Annotated in this window: 16 protein-coding genes; 9 read left to right on the plus strand and 7 right to left on the minus strand. The window is 46.6% G+C overall.

The genetic code is table 11. The features are described from left to right. Positions 1 to 30 precede the first annotated feature (30 nt). Together L5M38_RS13095 and L5M38_RS13100 are read left to right on the plus strand one after the other, a co-directional pair. Positions 31 to 1287 carry a sensor histidine kinase gene (locus L5M38_RS13095; protein ID WP_263147843.1) on the plus strand — a complete coding sequence of 419 codons (1257 nt, stop codon included), beginning with the start codon at positions 31 to 33 and terminating at the stop codon, positions 1285 to 1287. 33 nt (positions 1288 to 1320) lie between these two features. Further along, positions 1321 to 2013, plus strand: coding sequence for a TIGR01621 family pseudouridine synthase (locus tag L5M38_RS13100; RefSeq protein WP_263169707.1), 693 nt, complete (start codon positions 1321 to 1323; stop codon positions 2011 to 2013). 26 nt (positions 2014 to 2039) lie between these two features. On the opposite strand, the gene L5M38_RS13105 is transcribed toward L5M38_RS13100, so the two are convergent. Next, complete coding sequence (locus tag L5M38_RS13105) at positions 2040 to 3209, minus strand: GGDEF domain-containing protein (protein ID WP_263169708.1); 1170 nt, start codon at positions 3207 to 3209, stop codon at positions 2040 to 2042. 259 nt (positions 3210 to 3468) lie between these two features. On the opposite strand from L5M38_RS13105, the gene L5M38_RS13110 reads away from it, so the two are divergent. After that, positions 3469 to 3636, plus strand: coding sequence for a YqaE/Pmp3 family membrane protein (locus L5M38_RS13110; protein ID WP_006079767.1), 168 nt, complete (start codon positions 3469 to 3471; stop codon positions 3634 to 3636). Positions 3637 to 3708: 72 nt separating this feature from the next. On the opposite strand, the gene L5M38_RS13115 is transcribed toward L5M38_RS13110, so the two are convergent. After that, positions 3709 to 5886 (minus strand): TonB-dependent receptor, encoded by a 2178-nt coding sequence (locus L5M38_RS13115; RefSeq protein WP_219251330.1) that lies wholly within the window; start codon positions 5884 to 5886, stop codon positions 3709 to 3711. Positions 5887 to 6310: 424 nt separating this feature from the next. Here L5M38_RS13115 and L5M38_RS13120 point away from each other — a divergent pair, with 424 nt between their 5' ends. Beyond that, positions 6311 to 6502 (plus strand): DUF2986 domain-containing protein, encoded by a 192-nt coding sequence (locus tag L5M38_RS13120; protein WP_219234725.1) that lies wholly within the window; start codon positions 6311 to 6313, stop codon positions 6500 to 6502. A gap of 19 nt (positions 6503 to 6521) precedes the next feature. Here the strand turns inward: L5M38_RS13120 and L5M38_RS13125 are convergent, their stop codons facing one another. The 4 genes from L5M38_RS13125 to L5M38_RS13140 all read right to left on the minus strand — a co-directional run bounded on the left by L5M38_RS13125 (position 6522) and on the right by L5M38_RS13140 (position 9874). Beyond that, the gene (locus L5M38_RS13125) at positions 6522 to 7034 is read right to left on the minus strand and encodes a M23 family metallopeptidase (RefSeq protein WP_168826445.1); all 513 of its coding nucleotides are present in this window, start codon (positions 7032 to 7034) and stop codon (positions 6522 to 6524) included. 37 nt (positions 7035 to 7071) lie between these two features. Then, positions 7072 to 7662 carry a hypothetical protein gene (locus tag L5M38_RS13130; protein ID WP_263147834.1) on the minus strand — a complete coding sequence of 197 codons (591 nt, stop codon included), beginning with the start codon at positions 7660 to 7662 and terminating at the stop codon, positions 7072 to 7074. 12 nt (positions 7663 to 7674) lie between these two features. Then, positions 7675 to 8295, minus strand: a complete 621-nt coding sequence (locus tag L5M38_RS13135) for a CHAP domain-containing protein (RefSeq protein WP_411569259.1) — start codon at positions 8293 to 8295, stop codon at positions 7675 to 7677. Between the two features lie 235 nt (positions 8296 to 8530). Continuing rightward, positions 8531 to 9874 (minus strand): anaerobic C4-dicarboxylate transporter, encoded by a 1344-nt coding sequence (locus L5M38_RS13140; RefSeq protein WP_105251110.1) that lies wholly within the window; start codon positions 9872 to 9874, stop codon positions 8531 to 8533. Positions 9875 to 10137: 263 nt separating this feature from the next. On the opposite strand from L5M38_RS13140, the gene L5M38_RS13145 reads away from it, so the two are divergent. Together L5M38_RS13145 and L5M38_RS13150 are read left to right on the plus strand one after the other, a co-directional pair. Further along, entirely contained in the window at positions 10138 to 11316 is a 1179-nt protein-coding gene (locus L5M38_RS13145) for a PrnB family protein (protein ID WP_263179380.1), read from the plus strand. 4 nt (positions 11317 to 11320) lie between these two features. Next, positions 11321 to 12442: an aminotransferase class V-fold PLP-dependent enzyme gene (locus tag L5M38_RS13150; RefSeq protein WP_263179382.1), complete on the plus strand. Its 1122-nt coding sequence runs from the start codon at positions 11321 to 11323 to the stop codon at positions 12440 to 12442. Between the two features lie 165 nt (positions 12443 to 12607). Here the strand turns inward: L5M38_RS13150 and L5M38_RS13155 are convergent, their stop codons facing one another. Next, complete coding sequence (locus L5M38_RS13155; RefSeq protein ID WP_105251113.1) at positions 12608 to 12931, minus strand: YceK/YidQ family lipoprotein; 324 nt, start codon at positions 12929 to 12931, stop codon at positions 12608 to 12610. A gap of 757 nt (positions 12932 to 13688) precedes the next feature. Between L5M38_RS13155 and L5M38_RS13160 the strand changes: the two genes are divergently transcribed. From L5M38_RS13160 to L5M38_RS13170, 3 genes are all read left to right on the plus strand, one after another. Next, positions 13689 to 14558 carry a hypothetical protein gene (locus tag L5M38_RS13160; RefSeq protein WP_263179383.1) on the plus strand — a complete coding sequence of 290 codons (870 nt, stop codon included), beginning with the start codon at positions 13689 to 13691 and terminating at the stop codon, positions 14556 to 14558. Positions 14559 to 14717: 159 nt separating this feature from the next. Further along, complete coding sequence (locus tag L5M38_RS13165; protein WP_263179384.1) at positions 14718 to 15584, plus strand: hypothetical protein; 867 nt, start codon at positions 14718 to 14720, stop codon at positions 15582 to 15584. Between the two features lie 180 nt (positions 15585 to 15764). After that, the gene (locus L5M38_RS13170) at positions 15765 to 16637 is read left to right on the plus strand and encodes a hypothetical protein (RefSeq protein WP_263168765.1); all 873 of its coding nucleotides are present in this window, start codon (positions 15765 to 15767) and stop codon (positions 16635 to 16637) included. Positions 16638 to 16675: the final 38 nt, after the last annotated feature.

The following is a 16675-nucleotide window of genomic DNA, read 5'->3' on the forward strand; positions in this document are numbered from 1 at the left end:
TGGCGCATCACAATCGTTTTTTCGACCTTAGTGATAGTGATCATCGGGGCGTTGCTATTTGCCCTCTATCGGCAGTTGATTATTGAGCAGCAGTATCAAGTGACTCAATATTTAGAGTCAGAGACCCAACGTTATCAGCAACTTGCCCTAACGGTTGATCGCCGTAGTTTTGCCGCTCAAATCCGCGCCGCCGATCCACAAACGGCCCTGATCGCTTGGCGTAATAGCTACGATATGGTCGGTGCCTTGAGTTTTATGCCAGAAGGCATGCCCATGCTGCCGCAAACGCGGGATTTTCCTATCTTAACCGGTGGCCCAGATAAGCTGCATATTCTTACTGGCGGTCTGGTGATGACCCGCTACGGCCCTGTGTTGATTGCGACCCGTACCGATAACTTAGCGACGTTAATTGATAAGTTTATCAGTGCCGCCGCGACGGCTGTCATGCTTACCGTAGTGTTGACTTTAGCGCTCGGCTATCTGTTTTCTAAGGCGATTTTACGTCGATTAGTGCAATACAACCGCTTGAGTGAACAGATTGAACGCGGTCATTATGATACCCGCTTACCCTTGAGTTGGCGTCAGGATGAGTTCGATATGTTGGCGCTGCAGTTTAATAATGTGCTGGATATTCTCGAAAATAACCTGATGGCAGTGCGTGGTGCGACCGATAATATCGCCCATGATTTACGTACTCCACTGTCACATATCCGTATTGGTATTGAAGAGTTGGCGAGTAAGCCGAGCAATGAGATTAGCGAAGGTTGCGCCATTTTGACCGAGGAACTCGATCATTGTTTAGCGACGTTTGATGCCATGTTGTCGCTCACGCGTATCGAAGAAGGTCAGCAGATACTCGATTTGCAGGAGTTAAGCCTAGCGCAACTGTGTACCGACTTATTGGATATGGCCGATGCTGTGGCTGAATCTAACGAGCAAACCTTGAGTTTATCGTTACTGACAGATCATAAGGTTTTTGGTGATAAATACTTATTATTCCAAGCCTTATATAATCTTGTCGATAATGCGATGAAGTATTCTGGCCAAGGTGCGCGGATTGAGATTATTCAGTCAGGCCCACAAATTCAGATCCGCGATAATGGCCCTGGTATTCCAGACGAGAGTAAAGAAAGAGTGTTCGAACGTTTAGTGCGCCTCGACCCTAGCCGGCATTTACAGGGTACTGGTTTAGGATTATCTATGGTCAAAGCGATTCTCTCACGGCACAATGCCAAAATTAATCTCACGGATAATCATCCTGGCTTAGTCGTCACTATTCAGTTTTAAGTCGATGATCCGCATTACAACGCCGAGTACTCCATGTATCGAATCATAGCCGATGAGGCTGATTTTATTGTTATTTCCAAATCAGCCAAAGTGCATTTCCACAGTCAGGATGGGACTGCAGGCGTGGTGGCGCAGGCTGAGCAAGATTTAGGGATTAAGCTTTTTGCTGTTCATCGACTCGATACGCCCACGTCCGGTCTGTTGATTCTGGCTAAGAGCGCGGTCGCCGCCAAGCAATTTACTGAGCTGTTTACCGCCCATAAAGTGCAGAAATATTACCTCGCCCTCGCGAAAGGCAAGCCGAAGAAGAAGCAAGGCTGGGTGATTGGTGACATGGCAAAGTCGCGTCGTAGCATGTTTAAGTTACTGCGGACTAAAGAGAATCCAGCGATTACGCAGTTTTTCTCTTTGAGTGTTTGCGAGGGATTGCGTTTATATTTGCTTAAACCCCACTCAGGTAAAACCCATCAATTAAGAGTCGCCTTGGCGAGCTTAGGTGTACCCATTTTAGGGGATGATTTATACGGCGGTGGGGCAGCGGATCGGTGTTATCTGCATGCCTATTGCTTGCATTTTCGCTATGGTGATGAAGTGACAGGTTGGCGTGATTACGCTTATCGGGATTTACCGACTCAAGGTGAGCATTTTGGCGCTGAAGGTGTCACTGAGGCGCTAGTTGCATGGCGTGAGCCCGAGACTTTGGCTTGGCCAGCGAAAGGAGATTAATCTTTGCAGCGTTATGTTGCGAAAGCCTAGCAAGCTTGGCAAATACGGTCTCGGCCTTCAGATTTTGCGCGGTACATAGCTTGGTCTGCTTGAATGAGTAGTTTGTCAGGTTGGCATCCTTGATAAATAGTGGCGTAACCTAAACTAGCATGAATTTTTATCGTAACACCTTGCCAGATAAATGAATTGTCCTTAAGTATTTGATGCAATTTCTCGGCGACGACTCTGGCCGCGGGAGCATCGGTCGCAGGTAAAATCACCAGAAACTCCTCTCCACCGTGACGACATAGGGCGTCATTTTCTCGCAATACCGACCCAAACAGTCTCGCCGCCGTCAGCAGGGCGAGATCGCCCGCATCGTGCCCGTATTGATCGTTGATATCTTTAAAATGATCAAGATCCAATAAAATCATACTGTAAGGTACTTTATCCCGCAGCCAGCGTTGATGGATATTGTTTAAAAACTTATGCATAGCACGGCGATTCCACAGGCCTGTGAGTTGGTCCCGCTCCGCTAACATGCGGATTTTACTGACAAGCCGAGTCATGGCATTACCTATCATCACGATATTGATCAATAGGGCCAGAAAGACATAGAACCAAAGCACAGGTATGGCTTCTTGCGTGTGCATGGCGATAAACATCGGACTTTCTTCGGGAGAAAGCAGGGCGATAAAGATACGAATGATAAAAATACCCACCATGGCGACTAAAGGCATGACCATAGCGATGGCAACTCGATTTCCCGTATCGCGTTTGATGGCAAGATAGTTATCTCGAGTTAACATGGCGAAAATGAGCGCGGCGCAGGCTGAGAATACGATGGCCAAAATGCGTTCGGAGCTGAAATTAGGTGGAACCAAGAGCATCACACCAGCGGTGAGTGCTAAAAGAATAAGATCCGATTTTACGCTGGGCTTGAGTCTAAAAAGCGCCTTTGTTCCCCAACGCGCTAGAATGAAGCCAAACAAAATCGCCATATCCGAGCAGAACCAAAAAAAGTAACTGGAGGCTTCGGTGCGTTGGCTGTTGAGTATGATGCCAAGGAGGACGAACAAGTTCGCCAGAGAAAAGCGCATACTGGCTTGAGTGGCAATTTTTAAAGGTTGTGCAATGAGTCCCCATGCGACGGCAGCCGTGCTAGTAAGCAGGCAAATAAACTTGATGAGTAATAAGGCTTGGGGATCAAATATCATTCTTTTACTTCATATTTTTCTTTAACTATAGATGCTTTTAGGGATTTTCGGTTGGAGTTTACTGGATATCTTAGTCTACTCTGGACAGATAATGGGTTGAATATCCTTTTTCATTTTAGGGAATGGTAAGGGCCTTCATTTAGGCTGCGGCTGGGATTATTTACGCCTTGCAAACTAAAAGGTTTGCAAATTCTGAGTCTTCCTGCGAAGTTAGATCTTGTTGATTTGCCTACAATCTCCGTTTTGAGGATGTTCTGTTATGGATACAAATAAACTACTTTTAGTCATTATTGCGATTTTATTGCCGCCAGTTGCTGTATTTTTGAAGGCGGGAGCGGGTAAAGATCTGCTAATAAACATCGTGTTATGTTTACTGTTCTGGTTCCCTGGTTTATTACACGCACTCTGGGTCGTGACCAAGGCATAATTTGCTTACTTCCACACAATAAAAAAGCGCAATGTAATTGCGCTTTTTTATGTTTCAAAATGGGCCTTTCACTTAGAAAGGCAAGGTGTAGCCTATTGTTGCAGTACGCCCCATTCCTTTGAAATAACGATCATTTGTACCCATGGTTTGTGAGTAATAATTGAAATAATCCTTATTAAATAGATTTTGCAAACCTAGGCTCAGGGTGCCAGTGTAAAGCGGCATGGAGAAGGAAGCATCGACTGTCGTGTAGCCATCAAACTCTGCATACTTGTTGCCCGCCGCGTTTTTAAAATCGCGGTCCATGTAGTAATTGGCTTGAACGCGGGTCGACATTTCATTATCGAAGCTATGGGTCCAGAACAGGTTGATACGGTTTGGCGAAATATTTGCACCATCGAGATCGGTATCGACTTGGCTATCACCATTTGAATCGTATTCGCCCTGCTGGAAGGCGATATTCATGCCGAGATCATCATTGCTGGTAATGTAGGCGGTGACATTGGCTTCAATACCATCGATCACACTCTTTTCGCGCTTCACGTCGTAGAAACCATCACTATTTAAGGCCAAACGTGAGCCAAAATCAGTGGCGGAACGATAGTAAGCTAGCTTGGCGCTTAAGTATTTACCTTGGTAATCGGCGCCGACTTCAACGTTATCTGTGACTATCGGCGTGAGCGCCAGTGAGCCATCTATGCTGGGATTGTCGCCGGGGAAGCTTTTACCATCACGCAGAATTCGGCCGATATCCGGCATGCCAAAACCTTGGTTATAGCTGGTATAAACGCGAATGTCAGGAGTGATTTTATAAGAGATACCGACGTTAAATAAGGTTTCATCGAAGGTGGCTGAACCGCCCGCAATTTGCTTATTGCCTGCACCCCATAGGGTTTTGTAGTCATCGACACTTAACTCGGCATGTTCGTAACGAACACCAGTCGATAAGGTTAAATTTTCAATTAAGTCATAATCTAACTGCAAGTATGGCGCAACGTTGTCATAGGTACTTTCGGGAACCCATGAAAAGCCTGTTTTTACTAAATCTTGCTCAGTGGTGTCGCGGAAAAGGTCGACACCGTAGGCCGCATCAATTCCTGAACCTGCAATATCCTTAGCGATTAAGGCGCTTTTTAAACCCCATTTAACCGAAGAGTTACGCGATTGCTCGTAGTACAAGCTTTCACCTTTACTGCCGATACCGCATTGGATGACTTGATCGCTGCCTTCGAAGGATGGATCGTAGAAACTGTCGAAACAGCCACCGCCATAAACCGCTTTAAAATCTTGATTAAAGAGTTGCAGGCTAAGTTGCTGGCCACCAATGTTGGCGTGGGTGTAAGTCAAACTTGTGGTGGTCACTTGGTTGTTGGCGGCTTCCCATGGCTGAGTTTCTTTAACTGCACCTGTGGGTACACCATTGGGCTTGTCACCTGCAACGGGCATCCAATCGCCATTGTTGTCTGCATTGTAATGGTTAACCATTAATTCAAGGCGAGACTCATCGAAGTTATGGCCAAGCTTGATGAAGAAGTCTTTGCTTTGACTGTCCATCGACTCGCCTTGAGTCGTGTCGACACCCACTACGTTATGATTGGCATCGTAATAGACGCCATTATTGCGGTAGCTAACCGAACCTATCATGTCGATAAATTCTGACTCGCCAGAAAACGCATAGCTAGCACCAAAGCTTAAGCCATTGGATTTCATTGAATCAGGCACTGTGACATCGAAACTAGCAACCTGTTCGCTGTCGCCTGTTGGCTTTTTAGTGATGTAGTTGATGATGCCGCCTTGGGCACCGAGACCGTGCATGGCATTGGCGCCGTGAATGATTTCGATGCGCTCAATCATGGCAGGATCTATAGTTTGCCCCTCTCTACCACCACTGCGAAGTGGGTTCGATTGAGGCACGCCGTCGATCATAATCAATGGCGGACGACCACGCAGGGTTTCACCTGTGTTACTCATCTTCTGGCGGCTCGGTGAAAAGCTAGGCGCTAAGTTACCGATAATAGTCGATAAATCTTTAGTGGTGCGGAACTGTTCTTCTAATTGGGCGCGGTCGATGATAGTGACAGTATTGGGGATCGAGCTGGGGGATTTATCCATTCGACTCGCGGTGACAGTGATTTTTTCTATGTCTTTATTTTTGTTGTTTGGACTGTTGTCGGTGGCATCTTGGGCCGCAGCGGATTGGGTTAACGCTGCCAATACGGCTAAAGCAACAAACGAGGTTTTGAATGTCATATAACTTCCTGCTAAGGGCGAATGAGTTTGTTACACCGGCTCCCTTGGCATAGGTTAATATTCCATTAAATTGTATTGCAAATGATAACGATTTTTATTATTCGCGATTTTAGGGGAGGAATTACAGCTTGTCTAGTCACGCCATACAGGAAATTGCATGATTTGACGACAGTATGAATAAATTGCGACACAGCACTCGGTATCGAGAGGTTTTACTGTAAAGGCCATGCATATAGTGCGAGTTCATGTCGGTAAAGCATTACCTTTTTTGGCATTTGTGTTTGATTTAGGAGACCTATGTTTTAGTCGCAGGTTTGATTATTTGATTGGATCACGCGTTTGCTTTAGTGCTTTCGATTGTCTGGCGCGTTGATGGAAGGCTATAATCGCGCCCCTTTATACCGTATCTCGCATTGGTACTCTGATGAACCGTAAAAAGAAGATTAATCAAACCTTGAAGAGCAAGGCAAAAAAGGCCAATGCCAAACTGCAATCTAGCAATAAACCTAAATATATTGCGAAGGCAGAGAGAGAAGCATTAGCTGCGGCAGTTGAGCATGAAATCCCATCAAAAACCGCAGAACCTCAGCTTGATATTGGACTGCCAATAAGCTGATTAAAGTAAGTCGTTAAGCCTATAGTGCAGTTAAATACTCGATAGGGTTTTGATAAAAGGCCTTTTTATAACCTTGGGTTGAAGTATCCATCAGCCAAGGTTTAGGTAATAAGCTCAAAATGGAATAGTGCAAATGGGGCGGTTTACCTTGTGCATTACCCGTATCGCCGACAGTACCCAAAGTGTCACCTTGGTAGGCAATCAATCCCGTGGCTGATTCAATTTGTGCTAAATGGGCAAAGTAATGAATTTGCCATTTCGGACCTAAACCAACCACCACATTTCCTCCTTTGAAGAAGTCACCTCGATACAAGATCAGCATAGGCGTTGGTGCAATCACTGCGGTGTTTTTGGCGGCGAAAATATCTATCCCCTTGTGAACGCCCGATGGACCCCAAGGTTCATACCAAAAGGTTTGGCTGTTCCAATCTTTACTGCTGGCACCTTTTACTGGGATCGCGGGTGACTCAGGGATCAGATAACCACCAAGTAGCAGTAACGTCAGTGCTAACCCAACATATTTCAATTTCATTTTTTATCCTGCATTAAGTGCTTGCATACCTTAAGTTTTAATGAAACTCGCTAAATTCCCGCCAACTTTCAGGATATTGCAAGTGCTCGGCTTCTGAGAGTGATAGCCAATAGGGGCGCCAAAAATAGCTGCACCAAAAGTCGATATTACCTTGAAGACTGCCGAGAGTATCGGGATCGATATTGGGAAAGCTTTCCCATGGATTGGGCGGGGCGGATTTGAATCTGATTAATGCTTCTAGCAAGGGTTTGTCATTGGTCACTAAGGTTATGCACACACCCGCAAAATCGTCATATTGGTTCAGTAATACGCAGGTCGCTTGGGTTGGGTGTTCGATAAAACCGTTAAAGTTGACCGTTTGCTCGGGCAATGTGTTAAAGCCTGCCTGGCTAAGTAAAGTGTTTAAGGCCTCTTTCCCTTGGTAAGTCAGCAAGCAATGCAATTGATAAGCAAAAATATCTTCTCTGTTCATAGGTACAACGAGTGGATAGGTTTGTATGATTGGCAAGCTGATATTGGGCATCTGGGTTTGATGAAAAACAGTGCGTAACTCAGTTTGTGGCCTAGATTGCTTGAGGCTATCACTATTACGCACAAGGCGTTGTTTAATCCAAGTTAATACTGACATTATTGTTATTTCTCAGTGAAGCTTACTGGGGAATGGCGTATTTGCGGATTCTGCTATCGGGGATGCTGTGATTTCCGGGGCCTGCCATCTTAACCAACCTTTTACTCGAGGCGCATCAATATACCAGAGGCCGTTTTGTTGAATTAATGCCAACCGTTCGCGTGATGGGCCAAAGGGGCCGGGATTTTGCTGGGCAATTTCAATACTGCTATCGGTAACTGAGGCAATGATTGCAACGTGACCGTAGGGGTTAAATATCCATGGAGAAAACACGAGTAGATCATCCTGCATAGGTTTGGTCTGACTCGCATTAGTGTATTGCCACATAGCGCGTTTTTCATTCCACATGCCATCGCTTAACTTGTTATCAAAAAAGTCTCTAGCATGGCCTAAAGCGTCAGGCATTTTATGCTGGTAGCGTTGGTAAAAGTAGCGCTTAACAAATTCAACACATTGATATTGAATACCTAAGTTATAACCATCTATAGATAGGTTGCGTCCTGAATGGGTATTAACTCCTCCGTTATAATAGATATTAACCCCGTTTAGAGTGTCGATGACTTCTCCTACTTGATGGTGGGAATTAAAGTTAATCCGAGTTATCAGACTGTAGGCACAGTATACGAGCCCCATCAGTATCGCGAAAAAAGCTAATAGAATGGATAAGCGTCTAATCATCTTTAGTACGGCAAGCTAAAAAGAGTTGTTGAGTAAGATACTTATCTCACTTTCGGGCTGCGTATTTTATGTTCTGAAGAATATGGGCGTCTAGGGTATGGGTTTTATATTGGCACAGGTTAATACTTTTGGGTGATCTAAGGTTATCTAAAATAAAGGCCGCATCAGCGGCCTTTGTTATTTGTGGCGGTTAGAGTAAAGCGGTTGCGAGTAGATAACCGACAGCCGATGCCGTCGCTACACCTATAAACCCTGGGATGATAAAGCTGTGGTTAATAATGAACTTACCTATTTTAGTCGTACCTGAACGGTCAAAGCCGATACAGGCCAGATCACTTGGATAGGTTGGTAGCACGAAATAACCGTAGCTTGCAGGGAGGAAGGCGATTAAGAGTTTTGGATCGACCCCTAAGGCGAGTCCCATAGGTGCGATTGCTGTGAGTGCTGCCGCTTGGCTATTAACAAGCTTAGAGATGAGAAACAGCACTAAGGCATAGGTCCAAGGCTGGCTTTGTACTACATGGGACAGGTTTTCCTGCAGTACATCCATATGGCTGATGAAGAAAGTATCACTCATCCACGCCACACCAAATACTGAGAAAATTGCCACCATGCCCGCTTTAAAAACGGGACCGTTAGAGATGTTAGTCGGTTTGACTTTACAGGTCATCAGAATAAAAGCACCTGCAATTAACATCATCATCTGGATCACTAAGTTCATCGAGAGCAAGGTCGATTTACCTTTAACGTCAAAGGCGGGACGCAATTCACTAAATGAACCTAACAGTACCACAGCAGCGATAGCGGTGAAGAAAATCCCCGTTGCCCAGTAAGCTTCCTTCGGATATTTTTGATTTAACAGGGTTTCGCTCTTGTCATAGATAAAGGCTCTTTGGACTGGATCTTTAATGCGTTCTTGAAATTCTTCATCTTTATCTAAATCTTTACCACGACGCAGACTCCAAAGTGCAGCAGCCATGACACCGCAAAGCGATGCTGGCACTGACACCATTAAAATTTCGAGCAGATTGTAAGCGCGGCCTACACCCTGTTGTGATGCCAGAATTGACACCATAGACACCACAGCTACCGACACGGGCGAAGCGCAAATCGCCATTTGCGAGGCGACAGATGCCACCGCCATTGGGCGCTCTGGGCGAATATTTTTCTTCAGCGCGATATCGGAAATAATCGGGAACATGGTGTAAACCACATGGCCAGTACCGCAAAGGAAGGTCAGCGTCCACGTGGTCAGCGGCGCTAGAATTGTGATGTATTGTGGATGACGGCGCAGTAAGCGCTCGGCATACTGCATCATCACATCTAATCCCCCCGCGGTTTGCAATACGGCTGCACAGCCAATGACTGCAAGTATGGTTAGCATAACTTGCACTGGCGGTTGTCCCGGCGCTAAACCGAAAACAAAAATCAGTAAAAATAAGCCAATACCGCTGATGAGGCCGAGTCCCATGCCGCCGTAGCGGGTACCTAGCAGTAGGCAGCTAAGCACTACTATAAATTCCATTAAAATCATCCGATTTACCTCTGCGGAACTACCGCTTAGCTATTAGTTGAGTGATGAGTGTCTTCAGGAACATTCTGCGGAGTAAAAGTGTTTGAAAAATTGCGCTGGCGCATGGTGTAAATAAAAAATGGCATTAGTTTTTTCGGAAATTTGACCTAACGCTAGAAACACGTGGCGATAAGTTGCATTCTGGTTACGAGTTTTACGGATTGGGCTAACGCTTTGAGCTCACTCCGTTTAAAAGAACGATAACAATACTCAAGGATAAGCCCGTGAAACCTGCCACCTTTAATACCGAAGCCTTTGATGATTGGATCCGCAGCCGCTTTGTGGAACTCAATTCCGAGCTAGAACAGCTTTACTACCAACAAACAGATCGGGCCAATGTGCTTGATCTCGGCGCAGAAGCTAAGTTGGCGCTGGAGAACGAAGGGCGAGAGTTGATTAAAACCTTGCTCGATGAGGGGAATACTGATGAAGGTTTCGACAGTGCCTTCGATTTACTCGGCAATGTGGGCTTGTATATGGCGGCCTGTCGGCGCCATGAAATTACCGAGCCCTCGCGGGAAACGACATCGCCATTAGCTGAGGCTTCTGCGCTCGCCATGCATATTGGCGCTTCAATAGGCGTCACGCCGCGCTTTGCCACCGCACATTTAACCACGCACAATCGTGCCCACAATGGCATTTATAAGCGCTTTACCGATCTGAGCGCCGAAAAGCTGTTTGTGGATTACAACACTAAAGGCATTTTGGCCTATAAACGCGCCGCCGATGCGCTATTGAAGATCCAGCCTTTGGGCATTTCCCATCCCATCAGTCACGATTTACTGCGAGTCGCGAAACAAGCATTACAGGATGTGATTGAGTCGAATACCCAATTATTTAATCGATTAGATACGGACCGTTTCTTTTACTGTGTTCGCCCTTACTACAAACCTTATCGGGTGGGCTCGGTCATTTATCGTGGCGCCAATGCAGGAGATTTTACGGGGATTAATGTCATCGATTTAACGCTAGGTCTTTGTTTTGCAAACGAAGCCTCCTATTCGCAAATGCTGGTGGACAAGTTTTTATACATGATGCCGGAGGATCAACAGATATTGCGCGAGTGCATGCGTCGGCCGAATTTGATGGATGACTTCTTGCTGGCAAAAGACTGCTCAACCCAAGATTGGTATCAAGAAAACTTGCGACTCTTCATTGAAGTCTGCGAATTACATGGCGAGACTGCGATTCAGCACCATAATGAGTTAGTAACTAAATATATTGCTGAGCCTTCGACAAGTATGGAGCAGCAGCATTTAGCTAAGGTTACCGCGAGTGGTCCGCCACTGCATGTGCTACTCGGCTCATTGGAGCGACTCAGAGATAGACGCGCCGCCGCTCAGCGCAGCGATATTCGGACTCGTTATTGTGATATTAAAAAACTAAAAGAGAGTTTGAGATAACACTATGTTTGAAGATTTTAAAAAGGACTTTTACCTAGCAGGTCCAGGATATCTATTAAACCATTCCGTTGGCCGGCCATTAAAATCGACCGAGCAGGTCTTTAAAGAAGCCTTTTTTGCGCCTTGGCAGGAGTCGGGGCGTGAACCTTGGGGCCAGTGGCTGGGTGTGATTGATGATTTTACCTTTGCTTTATCTAAACTATTTAACGGCCACCAAAAGGATTTTTGCCCTCAGGTCAATCTTTCCAGTGCGCTGACTAAAATTGTCATGTCCCTCGACAGATTGAACCGCGAACACGCCGTTGTGTTAATGAGTGAGATTGATTTCCCCAGCATGGGTTTTGCCCTTAAAAAAGCGCTGCCTGCCAGTTGCGAAGTACGTTTTATTCCTAAAGGGCTCGATATCACCGACCCTAATGTGTGGGATGCGCATATCAGCCGCGATGTGGACCTGGTGTTTGTTAGTCATGCTTACTCGAATACGGGGCAGCAGGCGCCATTAGCTAATATTTTCACCATAGCCCGTGAGCGAGGTTGTTTGAGCTTAGTGGATGTAGCGCAATCGGCGGGGATTATTCCGCTGGATCTCGCGCGCCTACAACCCGATTTTTTAATCGGCTCGAGTGTGAAATGGCTCTGCGGCGGCCCTGGTGCTGCCTATCTTTGGGTTAATCCCGCCATATTGGAGAGTTGTCAGCCTAAAGATGTGGGTTGGTTTAGCCACGAGAATCCGTTCGAATTTGATATCCATGATTTTCGTTACCAGCATTCCGCACTGCGCTTTTGGGGAGGGACACCATCAATCGCGCCTTATGCCATTGCCACCCATAGCATTCATTATCTTGCTGGTTTAGGTACTCCGTTGCTGCGTAAATACAATCAGCAATTGATTGATGCTGTGGCACAAGAGCTCGACCATGAGTTTGTGTCGCCGCGGGATACTGAAAAGCGCAGCGGCACGCTTATTCTGCAGTTCGGTAAACAGCAGCATCAAATGATGACGGCATTGGCGAACGCGAATATTAGTGTTGACGCCCGCAGTATGGGGATCCGGATTTCTCCGCATATTTATAACAATATGTCTGATATCAAGTTGTTACTTGATGTGATTAAAGCAAATCGCTAACTTAAATGATTTAAAATGGCTTGCTAGGCTAGGTTGTACCACGTAATTACAACTAACAAGGCACAACACTCTGGGAGGCAAACCGCGACATGGTCGTTCCCGTATGCCGGCGTTAACTCACCGTCACACAGGCAACTTGAGGTTATTTATTGGGTGCGATCATGCTTAAATCTTGTAGTCATAGCGGCAGACCATAGGTCGCGGGGTGTGGAGCTTGGGATCGCTGGGCGTGATCGCTAAATCTGCAGGTAGCATAACAGTATCGATGATCAACGCACTGCTCATATCAACGAGTGTCAGCGGGATGGTAAAGAGCAGCAAGGGCGGGGCCGCCAACGCGGAGATAATCATACACTCCTCGCCATTATCAACAGCCGTTTGCACACTGGAGAAAGAGTGACCCCAAGTTGAATCTTCTCCCATCCTCGATGTTATCGTCGCACATCCCGTGAGAGAACAGCACACGACCAACCAAGTCAACCAACGCATAACCACTCCATTGTTTATATGTGAAAAACTGCATTGCTTCGGTATGATCTACTCACTTGATCAACTGAGAGCGTTAGTGATAAGGAACCAGATCAGGTTTCATTTGACGCCAACCTGTTCTGTTTCAACAGCTTGGCATTCTAACTATATGATTATATCTGTCAATTATTCATCAACAGAAACGAGATACAACCAACCTCAATAACCTAGTTGTTAACGGCGACTATTGTTTTGGATAAGTATTATACCAATCACATTAAATATCTCATCAGTTCAGAGCCTCACAAGCATCTCAATCCAAGGCGTATTGACGCAGAAATGGTATTCCCTTTTAAGTCAATGCAACACCGGAGTGGGATGCTTGTGTGGCTCCCGAAGGGCGGGTTTCAACGCGCTTTATACTGCGTTTAAGGCTTTCGACAGAGCACCACTATGCCTTCAAGCCTTCGCCTTGTCTAAAGCGCGTTGAACTCCCGCTGAATGAACAGATATTTAATACGATTGGTATTAATCATTGAGGTTTGTATGCCGTGCCCTCGCAGAACTCAGATGAGTTTTGAACATACTCTTTAAAATCAGTCTCCACTTCCCTCACTGGCCATCTAGCTACTTTTATTACTTTCCTTAAAACTGCTTCAGTAAATATTCGCTTGAGGGTAGGCCGAGAGCATATTATGTTGCTGATTTAAAATGGATGGCTGGATTTACTGCTTAGCGATGACCACGCTACAAGTAGAGTCTACCGAGAGGTAACAGGATGAACAATAAAGCAGCGCCGCAGCAGTCGGCGTCGACAGAGCAAGAGACGCAACCGTTGGACGACAGTCGGTATGAAGACCTGCCGCGCAGTGAGTTCCTGCAATTACCCCAAGAGGAGCAAGACCGGCTCAATAAGCTACGTCAGCAGCGGGTGCGTGAGGCGCCCACCCTCTATGAGTGGGATATTAAGGTAGCGACCGTGTATGCCATGGGGTGGCTCGTTGTCATTATTTCCTGTGGGATAATGGTGCTGATTGGCTTGGTGGCGTACTGGTATGAGTCTGACCAATGGTATGGTTTTTTTTTCATGGCACTGATTTTTGCGCCATTTATCCGCTACCTCTGGTTGGCCGACAAACAGTACCATTATCGGCTCACCACTGAGGGTTTAGTTACTACCTATCATGACGCGATTCCGGATGCCGCCTACGCGGTAGTGCGGGGGCTGGCTTGGTTTGGAGTGGTGGTTTGTATTGTCGGGGTGGCCTTTTTAGGCCCAGCAGCGCTGATTGGTGCAGGCGGAATGGCTCTGGGGGCATTTTTCTTTACTGGTTTTAAAAATGTAGAAACCACCTCAATAAGTGCTATCAAGCGTGGACATCCCCACATGATAAAAGTGACCCACAAGAGGCCATATATATCCTGTGATACAGACAGGTTTTATTTCGGATATTATTCAAATCTCGACTGTTATTGCCATCCCGAAGATATGCATAAAGTGTTGTCGCTACTGATGAAGCAATTACTGGGGTCGAAACTCTTTTTATTGAAAAATGAACGAATAGTTGGCCTTTCTAAAGTTGGCATCCGTGACGGCGAACCAGTCCAATTGTCAGATTTTGCCCCTGAGAATACTCAGCCCAGTTAGCGTTTTTTCTCGCGCCTGTTATTGGCGCTAATTACGACCATTATCTGGATACAGGCTAACAGACCTTTAGCGGCGAGGTCGTCAAGGGTGAGAAGACATTAAGTTCGAGCTGTTAACGATGACCATGCAGTACCGTGGGCACAGCAAAGGAATAGCTATATGAATAAGAGGGCAGCGCCGCAGTCGGCGTCGACAGAGCAAGAGACACAACTGTTGGACGACAGTCGGTATGAAGACCTGCCGCGCAGTGAGTACCTGCAATTACCCCAAGAGGAGCAAGACCGGCTCTATCAGTTGCGTCAGCAGCGGGTACGCGAGGCACCGACCCTCTATGAGTGGGATATTAAGGTAGCGACTGTGTATGGCATTGGGTGGATCATGGTCCTTATTCCGTGCGGGATTACGGCTCTAGTTGGGTTGGTGACATACTGGTATGGATTTGAGCAATGGTATTATTTTCTCATCATAGTGATGATTTTTGGGCCATTTATGCGCTACCTCTGGTTGGCCGACAAACAGTACCATTATCGGCTCACCACCGAGGGTTTAGTTACTACCTATCATGACGCGATTCCGGATGCAGCCTACGCGGTAGTGCGGGGGCTGGCTTGGTTTGGGGTAGTTGTTTGCATCGTCGGCGTGGCGTTGTTAGGCCCGGCCGCCTTGGTCGGCGCGGGTGGTTTTGCCGTGATGGCATTTTTCTTTACTGGTTTTAAAAATGTAGAAACCACCTCAATAAGTGCTATCAAGCGTGGACATCCCCACATGATAAAAGTGACCCACAAGAGGCCATATATATCGTGTGATACAGACAGGTTTTATTTCGGATATTATTCAAATCTCGACTGTTATTGCTATCCCGAAGATATGCATAAAGTGTTGTCGCTACTGATGAAGCAATTACCGGGGTCGAAACTCTTTTTATTGAAAAATGAACGAATAGTTGGCCTTTCTAAAGTTGGCATCCGTGACGGCGAACCAGTCCAATTGTCAGATTTTGCCCCTGAGAATACCCTGCCCAGTTAACGTTTTTCTTGCGCCTATTATTGGCGCGAGATTCGGTGTCATCAGTGGCAGCTTTGCCACCAAGATGCTGACAGGCCTTTCGCGGCAAGGTCGTCAAGGGCGAGAAGACATTAAGTACAAGCTGTGTGGGTAGGTTAACGACGACCGTGCAGTCCGTGGGCACAGCAAAGGAATAGCTATATGAATAAGAGAGCAGCGCCGCAGCAGTCGGCGTCGACAGAGCAAGAGACGCAACCGTTGGACGACAGTCGGTATGAAGACCTGCCGCGCACTGAGTACCTGCAATTACCCCAAGAGGAGCAAAGCCGGCTCAATAAGCTACGTCAGCAGCGGGTGCGTGAGGCGCCCACGCTTTATGAGTGGGATATTCGGGTGGCGACTGTGTATGGTATGGGGTGGATCATGGTCCTTATTCCGTGCGGGATTACGGCTCTAGTTGGGTTGGTGACATATTGGTATGGATTTGAACAATGGTATTATTTTCTCATCATAGTGATGATTTTTGGGCCATTTATGCGCTACCTCTGGTTGGCCGACAAACAGTACCATTATCGGCTCACCACCGAGGGGTTGGTTACCACCTATCATGACGTTATTCCGGATGCCGCCTACGCGGTAGTGCGGGGGCTGGCTTGGTTTGGGGTAGTTGTTTGCATCGTCGGCGTGGCGTTGTTAGGCCCGGCCGCCTTGGTCGGCGCGGGTAGTTTTGCCGTGATGGCATTTTTCTTCACCGGTTTTAAAAATATAGAGACAACTTACGAGAGTTCTATAAAGAATGGGCATCGTCATTTGATTAAGGTAACGCGGAATCGTCCATTTATTGCCTGCCAATCGGATGTACGAACAATGGGCTTACGCGCAAGCATTCGTCTTCATTGCCCATTGGATAAGATGCACACCATCTTATCATTACTGATGACGCAGTTACCTGATTCTGAAATCCGTGTATTTAAAAATGAGCGCGTGTTAGATGGCGTACCATTTGCGTCATTTGAGTCAGGCGAACCTGCCCAACTGTCAGATTTCGCCCCTGAGAATACCCATGCCGTCTAACGCTTTCTTTCGCGCCTGTTATTGGCGTGAGATTCGGT

It is taken from the genome of Shewanella sp. SM101 (genome assembly GCF_025654465.1).
GTDB lineage: Bacteria > Pseudomonadota > Gammaproteobacteria > Enterobacterales > Shewanellaceae > Shewanella > Shewanella oncorhynchi.

Bases quoted from the DNA above. Each gene is read 5' to 3' on its own strand.
- L5M38_RS13100 (WP_263169707.1), top strand. From the start codon at position 1,321: ATGTATCGAATCATAGCCGATGAGGCTGATTTTATTGTTATTTCCAAA.
- L5M38_RS13105 (WP_263169708.1), bottom strand. From the start codon at position 3,209: ATGATATTTGATCCCCAAGCCTTATTACTCATCAAGTTTATTTGCCTG.
- L5M38_RS13110 (WP_006079767.1), top strand. From the start codon at position 3,469: ATGGATACAAATAAACTACTTTTAGTCATTATTGCGATTTTATTGCCG.
- L5M38_RS13115 (WP_219251330.1), bottom strand. From the start codon at position 5,886: ATGACATTCAAAACCTCGTTTGTTGCTTTAGCCGTATTGGCAGCGTTA.
- L5M38_RS13120 (WP_219234725.1), top strand. From the start codon at position 6,311: ATGAACCGTAAAAAGAAGATTAATCAAACCTTGAAGAGCAAGGCAAAA.
- L5M38_RS13125 (WP_168826445.1), bottom strand. From the start codon at position 7,034: ATGAAATTGAAATATGTTGGGTTAGCACTGACGTTACTGCTACTTGGT.
- L5M38_RS13130 (WP_263147834.1), bottom strand. From the start codon at position 7,662: ATGTCAGTATTAACTTGGATTAAACAACGCCTTGTGCGTAATAGTGAT.
- L5M38_RS13135 (WP_411569259.1), bottom strand. From the start codon at position 8,295: ATGGGGCTCGTATACTGTGCCTACAGTCTGATAACTCGGATTAACTTT.
- L5M38_RS13140 (WP_105251110.1), bottom strand. From the start codon at position 9,874: ATGATTTTAATGGAATTTATAGTAGTGCTTAGCTGCCTACTGCTAGGT.
- L5M38_RS13150 (WP_263179382.1), top strand. From the start codon at position 11,321: ATGTTTGAAGATTTTAAAAAGGACTTTTACCTAGCAGGTCCAGGATAT.
- L5M38_RS13155 (WP_105251113.1), bottom strand. From the start codon at position 12,931: ATGCGTTGGTTGACTTGGTTGGTCGTGTGCTGTTCTCTCACGGGATGT.
- L5M38_RS13160 (WP_263179383.1), top strand. From the start codon at position 13,689: ATGAACAATAAAGCAGCGCCGCAGCAGTCGGCGTCGACAGAGCAAGAG.
- L5M38_RS13165 (WP_263179384.1), top strand. From the start codon at position 14,718: ATGAATAAGAGGGCAGCGCCGCAGTCGGCGTCGACAGAGCAAGAGACA.
- L5M38_RS13170 (WP_263168765.1), top strand. From the start codon at position 15,765: ATGAATAAGAGAGCAGCGCCGCAGCAGTCGGCGTCGACAGAGCAAGAG.